Origin of the sequence: Aeromonas sp. 603079 (genome assembly GCF_049172135.1) — a bacterium.
GTDB lineage: Bacteria > Pseudomonadota > Gammaproteobacteria > Enterobacterales > Aeromonadaceae > Aeromonas > Aeromonas veronii.
The window spans coordinates 155,539-169,403 of the sequence record NZ_JAAKPX010000007.1; the positions used below are offsets into that span (position 1 = coordinate 155,539).

The window sequence follows — 13,865 nt, forward strand, 5'->3', positions numbered from 1 at the left end:
CCAAGATTAAAAACTGGCCGGGGTATGGGCACTGACGATGCGACAGGTCTCCCCCGACGGATTGCTGAAGCTGTGGGGTTCGCCAGTGTCGATCACATAGCTGTCACCCGCCTCCAGCTGATAACTCTCTCCTGCCACGGTCAGGATCACCGAACCCTCCAGCACAGTGCCCACCTCTTCTCCCTGGTGGGTCACCTGACCACCGGTGTCGGTGCCCGGGGGGTAGGTCTCCAGCATAAAGCCGAGCTGGCGGCGGTTGTTGCCGTTGTGCACCAGCTTCATCGAGACCCCCTGACTGCCCAGCTCGATCAACTGATCACCCTTGATCACCACCTGCGGCGGGCGACTCAGCTCCTCTTCGGCAAAAAAGCGTGACAGTGGCAAGCCATATACGGTGAGCAGCTTTTGCAGCGAGGCGACCGAGGGGCTCACCTTATCCTGCTCGATCATGCAGATAGCACCGTGGGTCAGGCCGCTCAGCTCGGCCGCCCTCCGCTGGGAGAGCCCCAGTTGATGACGCACCGCCGCCAGCCGCTCCCCCATGCTCGCCTGCCGTGCAGCCCCCTGACCGGAGCGGGTACTGCTGCTCTGGGTTGGCGCCCCGCTCATGGCAGGCCTCCGCCATCGATTCCCTTGTCACGTTGGTACATTGGCCACCTCCCTGTTGCCACTGGTTAAAATAGCGGACCAGCCATGGCATCACTGTTTGCTATCTTACACAGCCTGGCGTTCATTATTTTGCACACCACTTATCATGCGATACCCTGTTCATCTAGTTAAACTGCGCTACACAGCCCAATTTCTAGCATGCGACACACCAACAATTCAAATATATTTAACACTTGAAAAACATTTGCGCTCAATTTATGGTCTCTCTGTGCTTATTATTTTATACGGCAGCAATACAGGATGAGCCGCATCATCGCCACCTTGCTGCCAGGTTTCATCATCGAGGCTTGCCATGTCCGCTACCAGTTCCAATCAAAGCTTGATCAAATCCCGTGCCTATATAGCTGGTCACTGGTGCGAGGCCGCCAGCGGCCGCACCTTCGAGGTGACCAATCCTGCCAGCGGGGCCGTCATTACCCAGGTGCCCGACATGGATGCCGAGGATACCCGCCGCGCCATCGCGGCCGCCCACGCGGCGCAACCCGCCTGGGCTGCGCTGACCGCCAAGGAGCGCAGCAACAAGCTCTACGCCTGGTTTGCCGCCATCACAGCCCATAGCGACGAGCTGGCGCGCATCATGACCTGCGAGCAGGGCAAGCCGCTGGCGGAAGCCAAGGGCGAGGTGGCCTATGGCGCCAGCTTTATCCAGTGGTTCGCCGAGGAGGGCAAGCGCGCCTACGGCCGCACCATCCCGGGTTTTAGCGGCGATCGCCGGCTGGCCACCATCAAGCAGCCGGTCGGGGTAGTCGCCGCCATCACTCCGTGGAACTTCCCCATTGCCATGATCACCCGCAAGGCGGGCCCTGCGCTGGCAGCGGGTTGCACCATCGTCATCAAACCCGCCGCAGAAACGCCGCTCTGCGCGCTGGCGCTGGCGGTGTTGGCCGAGCAGGCGGGCATCCCCGCCGGTGTCATCAATATCGTCACCAGCCATCAGGCGAGCGCGGTGGGCAACGAGCTGTGCAGCAATCCGGTGGTGCGCAAGCTCTCCTTCACCGGCTCCACCCGCATCGGCAAGCTGCTGATGCGCCAATGCGCCGACACCATGAAAAAGCTGTCGCTGGAGCTGGGCGGTAACGCCCCCTTTATCGTCTTTGACGACGCCGACCTCGACGCCGCCGTGGCCGGGGCACTCGCCTCCAAATACCGCAACGCCGGGCAAACCTGCGTCTGTGCCAACCGCATTCTGGTGCAGGCCAGTGTCTATGACGCCTTCGCCGAGAAGCTGACCGCTGCCGTCAGAGCCTTCAAGGTGGGAGATGGTATGGCGGAGGGCACCCAGATCGGCCCGCTTATCAACCCGGCTGCCGCCAGCAAGGTGGCCGAGTTGGTGCAGCAATCAGTCGCCGCCGGTGCCGAAGTGCTGCAGGGGGGCGAAGCCCACCCCGCCGGCCCCCTCTTCTACCAACCCACCATTTTGGGCAAGGTGGATAAAACCAACCCCATCCTGCAGGAGGAGATCTTCGGCCCGGTCGCCCCGCTGGTGCGCTTCGAGACGGAAGCTGAAGCCATCGCGCTGGCTAACGATACCCCTTATGGGCTCGCCGCCTACTTCTATGGCCGCGATATCGCCCGTGTCTGGCGCGTCGCCGAGCAGCTTGAATACGGCATGGTCGGCATCAACGAGGGGATCATTTCAACTGAGCTGGCTCCCTTCGGCGGCATCAAGGAGTCAGGTCTGGGCCGGGAAGGGGCCGCCGAGGGGCTGGAGGAGTATCTGGAGACCAAATATCTCTGCTTTGGCGCCATTCGCTAGGGCAGTAAAACAGAGACGACAGGCCGCCGATCTGGCCCGATGGGCTGTTCGGCGGTAATGGGCGCCAGATCGCCCACCACATTTTCAGGGAATATCCGGGGCTGCGGCCCCTCAGGGAGGAAAGATGAGTCAGTCAGAATCAAACAAGGCGTGGCAAGCACGCCGTGAAGCGGCCGTGGTCAACGGCGTCGGCACCCTGCTGCCGGTCTTTATCGACCGTGCGCAAAATGCCGAGCTGTGGGATGTGGAGGGCAACCGCTACATCGACTTTGCCTCCGGCATCGCCGTGCTCAACACCGGCCACAACCACCCGAAGGTGGTGGCGGCGGTGCGCGAGCAGCTGGAAAAATTCAGCCACACCTGCTTTCAGGTCACCCCTTACCCGGGCTATATCGAGCTTGCCGAAAAGCTCAACGCCCTGGTGCCCGGCCCGACCCCGAAACGCACCCTGTTTCTCTCCACCGGTGCCGAGGCAGTCGAGAACGCCATCAAGATCGCCCGCGCCCATACCGGTCGCAGCGGCACCATCGCTTTCAAGGGGGGCTTTCACGGCCGCACCATGATGGGGATGGCGCTCACCGGCAAGGTGGTCCCCTACAAGACCGGCTTTGGCCCCTTCCCGGGTGAGGTCTACCACATCCCCTTCCCCGCCGACTATCTGGGGGTAAGTGAAGAGGATGCCCTGCACGCCCTCGATCTCTGCTTCAGCGCCGACATCGAACCCTCCCGCGTTGCCGCCATCATCATCGAGCCGGTACAGGGAGAAGGGGGCTTCTATCCTGCCTCCGCGAGCTTTATGCAAAAGCTGCGCAGCATCTGCGATCAGCACGGCATTCTGCTCATCTGTGACGAGATCCAGAGCGGCTTCTGCCGCACCGGCAAGACCTTCGCCACCGAGTATGCCGGCATCGAGCCGGACATCATGACCCTGGCCAAGAGTCTGGCGGGGGGCTTCCCGCTCTCTGCAGTAGTCGGCAAGGCAGAGATCATGAATGCCGCCAAGCCGGGGGGCCTGGGTGGCACCTATGCCGGTTCCCCCATTGCCTGCGCCGCCGCGCTGGCGGTGTTGCAGGTGATCGAAGAGGAGCAGCTCAACCAGAAGGCCCAGGCGCAAGGTGAGCAGATCAAGGCGGGACTGGAACGCATAGCCGAGCGTTTTGACTGCATAGGTCAAATTCGTGGACCCGGAGCCATGGTGGCCATGGAACTGGTGAAACAACGTGATGCCAGCCGGCCCGATCCCGACCTAACCAAACGTCTGGTGACCGAGGCGGGCAAGCGCGGTCTGATCCTGCTCTCATGCGGGGTGCGCGCAAATGTCATCCGTTTTCTCGCCCCCCTGACCGCCCCTGCGGCAGTGATTGACGAAGGGTTGCGACTCCTTGAAAAATCGCTGGAGGCCGTGCTGGACTGACCAGCAGGAAAGCAATCGCTAACCTGTGCAAAAAAATGCAGTTTCGCCCCCCTTTTTTACTTGTCAAGGGGGCCCTGCAAATGCACAATGCGCCGCCACTGCAAGGACCGGTATCACCACATCTCACCGGTCCTTTTTTGTGCAGCGAACAAACCCATAAACGAGGCCGGATAACCCCCGGAAAAGATAGCGAGATTGGCAGCAATCTCCCGACACCACATTCTGTGAGGAACAACATGGGGCATCTCTATGCTTTCCTGCCGGCTCTGACCGGCGCGCGCCACCCCGGCGCCCTTGATTCCCGGGCCTCTCTCCCGGTTTCGTTGATGGAGTGTGCCGCCCTGGCACCGCGTGAGGAACAGGCATGATGAACGCCCAACCGGTTGGTCTGAAAAAGACCCTGAAACTGTGGCAGGTCGTGGTCATGGGTCTTGCCTACCTCACTCCCATGGCGGTATTCGATACCTTCGGCATCGTCACCGAAATTACCGAAGGCCATGTGCCGACCGCCTACCTCTTTGCCCTCATCGGCATGTTGTTCACAGCCCTGAGCTACGGCCATCTGGTACGCAAGTTCCCGTCGGCAGGCTCCGCCTATACCTATGCCCAGAAGGTGTTTCACCCCTATGTCGGCTTTATGGTGGGCTGGACCTCCCTGCTCGACTATATGTTCATGCCGATGATCAACATGCTGCTGGCCAAGATCTATCTGCAGGCTCTCTTCCCCGAGGTGGAGCCCTGGACCTATATCTTCGGACTGGCCGCGGTGATGACCATACTCAACCTGCGCGGCATCAAGCTGGTGGCCAACTTCAACAGCCTGATCGTCATCATGCAGTTCAGTATTATCGCCGTCTTCATCGGCCTGATCGCCTGGGGCGTCCACAACGGTGAAGGGTTGGGGACCGTGGCCAGCAGCCGTCCCTTCTTCTCCGAGCAGATCAACATCTCGCCGTTGTTGATGGGTGCCTCCATCCTCTGTCTGTCGTTCCTCGGCTTTGATGCCATCAGCACCCTGTCGGAAGAGACACCGGACGCGGATCGGGTGATCCCCCGCGCCATCGTGCTGACGGCGCTGATCGGCGGTGTGCTGTTTGTCAGCACGTCCTACTTCCTGCAGCTCTACTTCCCGGACATCTCCCGCTTCAAGCAACCGGATGCAGTCCTGCCGGAGATCGCTCTCTATGTCGGTGGCAAACTGTTCCAGGCGGTGGTACTGGTCTGCACTACGGTGGCGGTGCTGGCCTCGGGACTCGCCTCTCACGCCGGGGTGTCGCGCCTGCTTTATGTAATGGGTCGTGATCGCGCTCTGCCGAGTCGCTTCTTCTCCTATGTGCATCCGAAGTGGCAGACCCCGGCATGCAATGTGCTGCTGGTCGGTCTGCTGGCCCTCTCCGCGGTATCGTTCGATCTCGAGATGGCACTGGCACTGATCAACTTTGGCGCCCTGGTGGCCTTCACCTTCGTCAATCTGGCGGTGATTGCCCACTTCTATGTGAAGCTGGGCCGCAACAAGTGTCTCAAGGATCACCTGATGTACCTGCTGCTGCCGCTCTGTGGCGCCGCCTGCATCGGGGTGTTGTGGCTCAATCTGGAACCCGCCTCCTTCGAGCTGGGGCTGATCTGGGCGGCGCTGGGTGCCATCTACCTGTTCCTGCGCCTCACCGTGTTCCGCATCCCGCTACAACCTGCTGACAAGGTGGAGATCGCCCAGTAATCGCGGCTCAACCATACCGCCATACAAAACAAGGAGCCTGCGAGCTCCTTGTTGTTTTTGCGGCGAGCTGGTTGCCAGAAACGCGGTTTCTGCAGGAAGTGTGACTGATTTCAAATAACTACCCAGCCGGACCGCTCGCCGTGCCATGGCCCGAGCCGCGTCGCCTCCTATCATTAGTCACTAATGTGAATGGATATGCAATCACTCTTTTTCCATTTCACCCCCTCCCATCCCCCGCCAGCCGATAAGATCGCTGGACTCGAGCCCGGGGGAACGCCGGCAAATATGATCAGGATCAATGTTGAGGCGCTATGCACCCTGCAGCCCCGATTTGCCGACTTTTCATACGTTACGACAGGGTTCTCTTACCCCCCGAAAAGGGGGGAGCGGCTCGGGGACGGCTGCCGGGGGCGAGTGACCACTTACCCGCCCCCTGCGTATGCAAAAAAATGCGTTAATCCGCCCTTTTTTGCTTGTCAAGGGGGCTGACCGAATGCACAATACGCCGCCAATAAAGGACCGATGTTCACTGCGACATCGGTTTTTCTATTTTGAAGTGCAGTACAAACCCACCACAAGAGGCCGGAACATTTCCGGAAGTGATATCCGAGATTGCCAAACAATCTCCCGACGTTGAGAGGATAACAATGGGGCGTTTTAATGCTTTCCTGCCGGTACAGCCCGGTATGCGCCTCCCCGGCGCCCTTGATGTACAGGCTTGCGAATCCATCGTATCCCTGCGCTCGTTGCAAGCACGTGCTGCGGCACTGATTGAGGAGAAAGCGTAATGGCATCGCAAAACGCCAAGCTGCTCAAGACCCTTACCCTGACACAAGTGATTGTGATGGGTCTGGCCTATCTGACCCCCATGGCTGTCTTCGACACCTTCGCCATCGTCGGTGACATCACCGATGGCCGGGTCGCCACCGCCTATCTGCTGGCTCTGGGTGGCATCCTGCTCACCGCTTTCAGCTACGGTCATCTGGTACGCAAGTTCCCCTCTGCGGGCTCTGCCTATACCTATGCCCAGAAGGTGTTCAACCCCTACGTCGGTTTCATGGTCGGCTGGTCATCCCTGCTCGACTACATGTTCATGCCGATGATCAACATTCTGCTGGCCAAGATCTACCTGACCGCCATGTTCCCGGGCGTCGAGCCCTGGGTGTTCATCTTCGGTCTGGTGACCGTGATGACCTTCCTGAACCTGCGCGGCATCAATCTGGTCGCCAACTTCAACGGTCTGATCGTGGTGATCCAGCTGGCCATCATCACCCTCTTTATCGGCCTGATGGCATGGGGCATCTACCACGGTGAAGGGGCTGGCACCCTGATGAGCAGCCGTCCGTTCCACTTCGAGTCAGCACAGCTGGTACCGCTCTTTACCGGTGCCACCATCCTCTGCTTCTCGTTCCTGGGCTTTGACGGTCTGAGCTCCCTCTCCGAAGAGACCCCGAACGCTGGCAAGGTGATCCCCAAAGCGATCGTGCTGACTGCCCTTATCGGCGGCATCATCTTCGTGGTGGTCTCCTACTGCCTGCAGCTCTACTTCCCGAGCCTCGCCCGCTTCCAGCATCCGGATGCAGTACTGCCGGAGATCGCCCTCTACGTTGGCGGCACCTTCTTCCAGTCCGTAGTGCTGGTCTGCACCACGGTGGCGGTACTGGCCTCCGGCATGGCGGCTCACGCCGGTGTGTCGCGCATCCTCTACGTGATGGGTCGTGATCGCATGATCCCGGAGCGGGTGTTTGGCTACATCCACCCGAAATACCGTACTCCGGCCATCAACGTGCTGATGGTGGGCGGTCTGGCCCTCTCCGCCGTGTCGTTTGATCTGGATACCGCACTGGCGCTGGTCAACTTTGGCGCACTGGTGGCGTTCAGCTTCGTCAACCTGTCGGTGATCGGTCAGTTCTGGGTACGCGAGAAGCGCAACAAGACCCTCAAGGACCACATCGTCTACCTGTTGATGCCGCTGCTCGGCGCCGCCACCATCGGTGCTCTGTGGATCAACCTGGAGCAGAGCTCGCTGGAGCTGGGCCTGATCTGGGCTGGCCTCGGCGTGACCTATCTGTTCCTGCGTCTGGCGGTGTTCCGCATCCCGTTCCGTCAGTACGAGGAAGCGGCTGACGCCTGATCCTTTGCGGATAACGGATAGACAGAAGGGGAGCCATGGCTCCCCTTCTTGCTGCCGGTCTCTTGCCGGTCACACGGGCTTGGGCCCGCTCGGCTTACTGCTTGTCCAGCACAGCGGTCGCCGCAGCCTTGAGCGGATCGCGAGCGATGGTCTTGGCATCCTGCTCCGCCTTGTGCAGCTGCTGGTTTGCCTTGTGCAGCTGCTGGTTTGCCTTGTCCATCTTCTGCTGCATACCGTTGTCGCTCTCCTTGAGGTCGGCGCGCTTCTCGCCCAGCAGGTCGGTGCGGCCTTTTTGCACCTCGGCTTTCACCTTCTCTTTCTCCTGCTTCACCAGCTTGCTGGTATCACAGTTGCCCTTGACCCCCAGAGTGGCATTCACCGCTTCGTTTTTGAGGGCCTTGTCGAGGTTGCAGTCGGTTTTCAACAGGCTGGCCTGTGCCCCTGACGAGAGCAGCCCCAGCGACAGAGAGAGGATCCATGCACGCATCATCTTGTTTACTCCTGCTTGCCAATAAAGGGGCGCAGTGTAGCGATCACGTCCCGACTGGCAAGGCGGCAGTGCCTTCGCCCCCCTTTTATCACCCCAGAGCCAACCGGCTCGGTCAGCGCCTGTCGCCGCAGTTCGTCGTCATAAAAACATCATCGAAATGTCACGTTGTCATATTTCTGTCATTAACCATTGATTAAATGCGCGGGTCATCAACAACCCAAGACGGAACGACCGTCTCAAGAGGCTTTATGCAACACCATCACTCCTTGTCACAGCCGCCCGCGACCCGCGCCCTGTTCAACTGGATGAGTGTCATCGTACTGGTCTACCTGATCCTGGTTGCCGTGGGCGCCATCTCCCACGGCTTCAAAGATTTCTCCGGCGGCGCCGAGGGCGCAGCCCAGATCTTCGCCTTTGCCAACAACCCCTTTGTCGCCCTGCTGCTGGGTATTCTCGCTACCGCGCTGGTGCAATCCTCCAGCACCGTCACCTCGGTGATCGTCGGTCTGGTGGCTGGCGGCCTGCCCATCAGCATGGCCATCCCCATGGTGATGGGTGCCAACCTCGGCACCACCATCACCAACACCATCGTCTCCATGGGCCATGTGCGGGATCGCGCCGAGTTCCGCCGCGCCTTCGCCGCCGCCACCGTGCACGACTTCTTCAACCTGCTGGCGGTGTTCATCTTCCTGCCACTGGAGCTGATGTTCGGTCTGCTGCAACACAGCGCCGAGTGGCTGGCCAACCTGCTGGTAGGTTCCGCCAACATGTCGATGAAGGGCATGGATTTCATGAAGCCGCTGACCGCACCGGCCCAGCAGCTGATTGACAGCGCCGTTGCCTTCCTGCCGGGCAAGGGTGCCGCCATCGCCACTATCGTCATCGGTATCCTGCTGATCCTCGCCTGCGTCACTTATCTGGGCAAAGTGCTGCAACAGGTACTGGTTGGCCGTGCCAAAGAGGTGCTGCACAAGGCGCTGGGCCGTGGCCCGCTGACCGGCATCACCTCCGGTGCGCTGGTGACCATCATGGTGCAGTCCTCCTCCACCACCACCAGCCTGATGATCCCGCTGGCCGGCGGCGGCGTGTTCAGCACCCGTCAGCTCTACCCCTTCACCCTGGGGGCCAATATCGGCACCACCATCACCGCCCTGCTGGCTGCCACCGCCATCAGCGGAGCCGGTGCCCAGCTGGCCCTGACCATCGCGCTGGTCCACGTGCTGTTCAACCTCTTTGCCGTGGTCATCATCTATGGCATCCCCTTCCTGCGCGACCTGCCGGTGCGCGCCGCCGAGGGGCTGGCCCGGGTAGGCAGCGAGAACAAGCTGCTGGCTCTGGGTTATGTAACGGGTCTCTTCTTCGCCCTGCCCGCCCTGATGATGGTGGCCGCCAAGTAAGCGCAGCTGCCATGAAAAGGGGCGAGTCAGCGACTCGCCCCTTTTTGCGTCCAGCTCGCCGGGCTTTGCCTGCCCGCTCACATCCTCCCGCCCTGTGGCTCGCCATCAGGGGCGGTGCGCGATAAGATGGCGTCCTCATTGCACTTTTTACATTTCATGGAACAGGAAAAACCGATGAAATTCATACTGATCGCGCTGCTCATCGCCGGTGTGGCCTACTACTTCTACTCCAGCAGCAACAACAAGAAGCTGGCGGCTGACAACGTGCGGATTGGCGCCGAGTTCCTCGCCAGCAACAAGGAGAAGCCGCTGGTAACCACCACCGCCTCCGGCCTGCAGTACGAAGTGCTGACCCCGGGCACCGGCACCGTTCACCCCACCGCCACCAGCAAGGTGAAGGTGCATTACGAGGGCAAGCTGCTGGACGGCACCGTCTTTGACAGCTCGGTCGCCCGTGGCGAGCCCATCGAGTTTGGCCTCAATCAGGTGATCGCTGGCTGGACCGAAGGGGTGCAGCTGATGGTGGAAGGTGAGAAGACCCGTTTCTACATCCCTGCCAACCTCGCCTACGGCGACCGCACCGCTGGCAAAATCCCGCCGGGATCAGTCCTGATCTTTGACGTGGAGCTGCTGGGTATCCAGTAACCGCGCAGGATGCTCCAGTGGCAATATCCCACTGAGCGCCCGTACTGATCTTTGATGTGAAGCTGTTGGGTATCCAGTAAGCGCACCATCAGCAACAAGGCCAGCATTATGCTGGCCTTGTTGCTATGGGAACCTCACTCCCCCTTGGCGATCCCTTCCCGGCGCGGATCCGCTGCGCCAAACCAGCCGCCAGCGTTTCGCTCAACCCCCTGCAGGCCGGAAGTTTGTTCATTTAGCACCACCTCGTGTCCCCTCTCCTTCAATCCCTCGACCACCGACATGGGGGTGCGTCCCGCTTCCAGCTCGGTGGGGCCGTTGCGGCTGCCAAAGTTGGGCAGGTTGATGGCCTGTTGCAGGTTCAGGCCCCAATCCTGAGTACCGAGCAGGGTCTTGCCCACATAGTTGATGATGGCGGAGCCCCCCGGCGAGCCCAGCGTCATGGTCAGCTCGCCGCTTGGCTTGTCAAACACCAGCAGCGGTGACATGGAGGAGCGGGGCCGCTTGCCCGGCTCCACCCGGTTTGCCACCGGCAGACCGGCGGCATCCACCGAGGTGAAGGAGAAATCGGTGAGCTGGTTGTTGAGCAGGTAGCCGTTGACCATCTGACGCGATCCGAAACCATCCTCGATGGAGCTGGTCATGGAGATGGCCATCCCCGCCTTGTCGACGATCGAGACATGGCTGGTAGAGGGGAGTTCCGGGGTCGCATCCTTGCCGCGCGCCAGCGCCAGTGGCGGCGTACCGGGCTTGGCAATCCCCATGGAGTGCTGACCGACAAGCTTGCCGCGCTCGGCCAGATAGCCCTTGTCCAGCAACCCCTGCACCGGCACGCTGACAAAATCGCTGTCGGCGACGTACTGGTTGCGATCGGCGAAGGCCAGACGCGCCGCTTCGCTGTAGAGGTGGATAGCCTCGCTGGAGGCTGCCAGTCCCCCCTCCTTCGTGGTGATCGGCTTGAGGGCCGCCATATCGCGGCTCTCCAGCATGCCGAAGATCTGGCCGAGCGCCAGAGTGCCGGACGAGGGAGTAGGAAAACCGCAGATCTTGCTCTGGCGATAGTCAAAGCAGAGGCCATCCCGCACTTTGGCCTGATAGCTGGCCAGATCGGTGGCCGCCAGTACCCCGGGATTGGTGGGATGTTGGCGTACCTTGGCCACCATGGCATCCGCCAGCGCCCCCTGATAGAAGGCATCCGCCCCCTCTGTGGCCAGAGTGCGCAGCACCCTGGCCAGCGCCGGGTTGGTCAGCCAGGTGCCCGCCGTTTTGGGGCTGCCATCCGCCTGATAGAAGTAGGCTCGCGCCTGCGGATCCCGTGCCAGATAGGGATCCTTGGCCAACAATGTGGCCAGCCGTGGACTTATCACAAATCCTTGTTCTGCCAGTGTGATGGCGGGCTCGAACAGCGCAGCCCAGGGCAGCTTGCCATAACGCTGATGGGCCAGTGCCAGAGCGCGCAGGGTGCCGGGAACGCCGACCGAGCGACCCCCGACCACCCCGTCATAAAACGCCAGCGGCTTGCCATCTTGCATAAACAGCTGGTCGGTGGCGGCAGCCGGCGCCGTCTCGCGGCCATCCACCGCACTCACCTTGTGGCCATCCCACACCAGCAGCAGCGTCCCGCCACCGATCCCGGAGGATTGCGGCTCTACCAGCGTCAGCACCAGCTGCACCGCAATGGCGGCATCGACGGCACTGCCACCGGCCTTGATGATCTGGTAGCCCGCATCCACCGCCAGCGGGTTGGCGGCCGCCACCATGAAGTCATGGCCCTGCCAGCCCTGTTTGTCGGTCCAGCCACTGGCGGCTTCGGGTGCGATCAGGGTCTGGGCTGGCGGGGTGTAGTGAAAGCCGTTGTCACTGGCACAACCGGCCAGCAGGGCAAGGGCGACAGCCAGCCCCAGAGGTTTGCGCAACATGACACTCTCCTTGTCTGTTTTATGACCATGAAGAGGGACTATGTCACGATTGGCGCTGATAGCTCAAGTTATTGAACAAGATCAATATCTTACTCATCTATCAATAATGGCTATCCGTAACAGATATAAAAAAACCGCCCGAAGGCGGCTTTTACGATGGGATGGCAGAGGCCAAACAGGCGCAAGTCCGGTTAGATGGACTGCTCTTCGCCACCCAGGGCGGCAAACAGCGCCGGGATAAACTGGGACAGCTCGGCGGTGACCAGCGCGAAGTCCGCATCCAGACGGGCGGCCGGATCTTCGCTGGTGACATCGTCGTTCTGCTCGCGCAGCTCTTCGCTGAACTTCAGGCGTTTGATGGAGAGATCATCCCCCAGCACGAAGCTGACGGTCTCGCCCCAGTTGAGGGCCAGCTTGGTCACCAGCTTGTCGTTGGCCAGGTGGTTCTTGATTTCATCCGTCATCAGATCCTGCTGCTTGCAGCGGATGATGCCGCCGTGCTCCATGGCACTGCGCAGCTCGGCTTCGTCTTCCAGAGTGAAGGAGGCTGGCAGATTGCCCTCGTTCAGCCACTCGGTCATGGTGATCTCGGGCGGGTTCTTGAGGGCCACCGGCACCACCGGCAGGGAGCCGATGGATTTGCGCAGCAGCGCCAGCAGATCGTCCGCCTTCTTGGCAGAACCTGCATCCACCACCATTAAATTGTCGGCCGGATTGATCCAGGCGAAGGTCTGGCTGGTACGACTGAAGGCACGGGGCAGCAGGGTGTGGAGGATCTCCTCTTTCAGCGCTTCCTTCTCTTTCTTCTTGAGGGCGCGTCCCTGTTCGAACTCGATCGCTTCTACCTTCTCGGCCAGCATCTCCTTGACCACGGTGCCGGGGAGCATCTTCTCCTCTTTGCGGGCGCAGATGAGGATGTGGCCGGAGGCAGAGTGGGTCAGGGTTGAGCCGAATTTGCCAAGGGGCTTGACCCACCCGAAACGGGAGATGTCCTGACTGCCGCAAGGGGTGAAGGCACAGGCTTCCAGCTGGGTTTCCAGCTGATCCACGGTCAGGTCAAAGGGGCGGGTAAAGCGATAAATCTGCAGGTTTTTAAACCACATGGCGTCCTCGGTCTCTAGATTGTCCGGCGGGCATTGTACTAGAGAGGCGCTTTGTGATCAGCCAATCATTCTCGCTAAATAAAGGGCGATCGACCTCACAGGGTCTCATTTATATCACCTGAACGGCCGTCAAGTTCCCCTAGACTGCGAGTGTACAAGTTGTTACCAAGGATGGATTTATGTTGCGGCCCAGTCGCCCGGAAGACATGGAAGAGATCGTCGAAATCTGGCTGCTGGCCTCCCTGCAGGCCCACGATTTCGTCGATGCCTCCTGCTGGTGGCAGGCCCAAGAGGATCTGCGTACCCGCTATCTCGATCGCGCCGCCATCTGGGTGTTCGAGGAGCGTGGCGATCTGCTCGGTTTCATGGCACTGGTGGACAACTATCTCGCCGCCCTGTTCGTGCGCCCCGACCGTCAGGGCCGCGGCGTTGGCCATGCCCTCTTGCAGGAGGCCAAGCGTCAGGGGGCGTCGCTCCACGCTAGGGTCTTCGTCGAGAACGATCAGGCGGTGCGTTTCTATCGTCGCCACGGTTTCGTCATCAAGGGTGAAGAGTCCGATCCCCTTACCGGCCACCCCCAATACAGGATGTGCTGCGAACCGGCCTGAATCGATGCCAGCCCCC

The 13,865-nt window shown here is 60.8% G+C and carries 12 protein-coding genes; 8 read left to right on the top strand and 4 right to left on the bottom strand.

The annotated features are described in order from the left end of the window. Nucleotides 1–6: 6 nt before the first annotated feature. A complete protein-coding gene (gene puuR / locus G5287_RS07045) occupies nucleotides 7–543 on the bottom strand; it encodes an HTH-type transcriptional regulator PuuR (protein ID WP_337072501.1) in 537 nt (178 codons plus the stop codon). Between the two features lie 418 nt (nucleotides 544–961). Here puuR and G5287_RS07050 point away from each other — a divergent pair, with 418 nt between their 5' ends. The 5 genes from G5287_RS07050 (at nucleotide 962) to G5287_RS07070 (ending at nucleotide 7,690) form a co-directional block, all read left to right on the top strand. Then, nucleotides 962–2,425, top strand: a complete 1,464-nt coding sequence (locus tag G5287_RS07050; protein ID WP_421208591.1) for an NAD-dependent succinate-semialdehyde dehydrogenase — start codon at nucleotides 962–964, stop codon at nucleotides 2,423–2,425. Between the two features lie 124 nt (nucleotides 2,426–2,549). Then, nucleotides 2,550–3,839, top strand: a complete 1,290-nt coding sequence (gene gabT / locus G5287_RS07055; RefSeq protein ID WP_421208590.1) for a 4-aminobutyrate--2-oxoglutarate transaminase — start codon at nucleotides 2,550–2,552, stop codon at nucleotides 3,837–3,839. Between the two features lie 367 nt (nucleotides 3,840–4,206). Beyond that, on the top strand, nucleotides 4,207–5,556 hold the full coding sequence (locus G5287_RS07060; RefSeq protein ID WP_216954322.1) for an APC family permease: 1,350 nt from the start codon (nucleotides 4,207–4,209) through the stop codon (nucleotides 5,554–5,556). A gap of 647 nt (nucleotides 5,557–6,203) precedes the next feature. Next, the gene (locus tag G5287_RS07065; RefSeq protein WP_005338239.1) at nucleotides 6,204–6,344 is read left to right on the top strand and encodes a hypothetical protein; all 141 of its coding nucleotides are present in this window, start codon (nucleotides 6,204–6,206) and stop codon (nucleotides 6,342–6,344) included. Then, the gene (locus G5287_RS07070; RefSeq protein ID WP_216953175.1) at nucleotides 6,344–7,690 is read left to right on the top strand and encodes an APC family permease; all 1,347 of its coding nucleotides are present in this window, start codon (nucleotides 6,344–6,346) and stop codon (nucleotides 7,688–7,690) included. Before G5287_RS07065 ends, G5287_RS07070 begins: the two co-directional genes overlap by 1 nt. A 94-nt stretch (nucleotides 7,691–7,784) precedes the next feature. On the opposite strand, the gene G5287_RS07075 is transcribed toward G5287_RS07070, so the two are convergent. Then, entirely contained in the window at nucleotides 7,785–8,180 is a 396-nt protein-coding gene (locus tag G5287_RS07075) for a hypothetical protein (protein ID WP_254204252.1), read from the bottom strand. Nucleotides 8,181–8,428: 248 nt separating this feature from the next. Here G5287_RS07075 and G5287_RS07080 point away from each other — a divergent pair, with 248 nt between their 5' ends. Together G5287_RS07080 and G5287_RS07085 are read left to right on the top strand one after the other, a co-directional pair. Next, on the top strand, nucleotides 8,429–9,577 hold the full coding sequence (locus G5287_RS07080; RefSeq protein WP_005359054.1) for a sodium:phosphate symporter: 1,149 nt from the start codon (nucleotides 8,429–8,431) through the stop codon (nucleotides 9,575–9,577). Between the two features lie 174 nt (nucleotides 9,578–9,751). Next, nucleotides 9,752–10,222, top strand: a complete 471-nt coding sequence (locus G5287_RS07085) for an FKBP-type peptidyl-prolyl cis-trans isomerase (RefSeq protein WP_421231083.1) — start codon at nucleotides 9,752–9,754, stop codon at nucleotides 10,220–10,222. A 134-nt stretch (nucleotides 10,223–10,356) separates the two neighbouring features. Here G5287_RS07085 and ggt read toward each other — a convergent pair whose 3' ends face one another. Next, nucleotides 10,357–12,138 carry a gamma-glutamyltransferase gene (gene ggt, locus G5287_RS07090; protein WP_421231084.1) on the bottom strand — a complete coding sequence of 594 codons (1,782 nt, stop codon included), beginning with the start codon at nucleotides 12,136–12,138 and terminating at the stop codon, nucleotides 10,357–10,359. Nucleotides 12,139–12,329: 191 nt separating this feature from the next. Then, on the bottom strand, nucleotides 12,330–13,241 hold the full coding sequence (gene rdgC / locus G5287_RS07095; RefSeq protein ID WP_005347467.1) for a recombination-associated protein RdgC: 912 nt from the start codon (nucleotides 13,239–13,241) through the stop codon (nucleotides 12,330–12,332). 179 nt (nucleotides 13,242–13,420) lie between these two features. Here rdgC and G5287_RS07100 point away from each other — a divergent pair, with 179 nt between their 5' ends. Beyond that, complete coding sequence (locus G5287_RS07100) at nucleotides 13,421–13,849, top strand: GNAT family N-acetyltransferase (protein ID WP_421231085.1); 429 nt, start codon at nucleotides 13,421–13,423, stop codon at nucleotides 13,847–13,849. Nucleotides 13,850–13,865: the final 16 nt, after the last annotated feature.

Excerpts from the sequence above, each read along its gene's own strand:
- G5287_RS07070 (WP_216953175.1), top strand. The coding sequence starts at position 6,344 with ATGGCATCGCAAAACGCCAAGCTGCTCAAGACCCTTACCCTGACACAA.
- G5287_RS07085 (WP_421231083.1), top strand. The coding sequence starts at position 9,752 with ATGAAATTCATACTGATCGCGCTGCTCATCGCCGGTGTGGCCTACTAC.
- ggt (WP_421231084.1), bottom strand. The coding sequence starts at position 12,138 with ATGTTGCGCAAACCTCTGGGGCTGGCTGTCGCCCTTGCCCTGCTGGCC.
- puuR (WP_337072501.1), bottom strand. The coding sequence starts at position 543 with ATGGGGGAGCGGCTGGCGGCGGTGCGTCATCAACTGGGGCTCTCCCAG.
- G5287_RS07050 (WP_421208591.1), top strand. The coding sequence starts at position 962 with ATGTCCGCTACCAGTTCCAATCAAAGCTTGATCAAATCCCGTGCCTAT.
- G5287_RS07065 (WP_005338239.1), top strand. The coding sequence starts at position 6,204 with ATGGGGCGTTTTAATGCTTTCCTGCCGGTACAGCCCGGTATGCGCCTC.
- gabT (WP_421208590.1), top strand. The coding sequence starts at position 2,550 with ATGAGTCAGTCAGAATCAAACAAGGCGTGGCAAGCACGCCGTGAAGCG.
- rdgC (WP_005347467.1), bottom strand. The coding sequence starts at position 13,241 with ATGTGGTTTAAAAACCTGCAGATTTATCGCTTTACCCGCCCCTTTGAC.
- G5287_RS07060 (WP_216954322.1), top strand. The coding sequence starts at position 4,207 with ATGAACGCCCAACCGGTTGGTCTGAAAAAGACCCTGAAACTGTGGCAG.
- G5287_RS07075 (WP_254204252.1), bottom strand. The coding sequence starts at position 8,180 with ATGATGCGTGCATGGATCCTCTCTCTGTCGCTGGGGCTGCTCTCGTCA.
- G5287_RS07100 (WP_421231085.1), top strand. The coding sequence starts at position 13,421 with ATGTTGCGGCCCAGTCGCCCGGAAGACATGGAAGAGATCGTCGAAATC.
- G5287_RS07080 (WP_005359054.1), top strand. The coding sequence starts at position 8,429 with ATGCAACACCATCACTCCTTGTCACAGCCGCCCGCGACCCGCGCCCTG.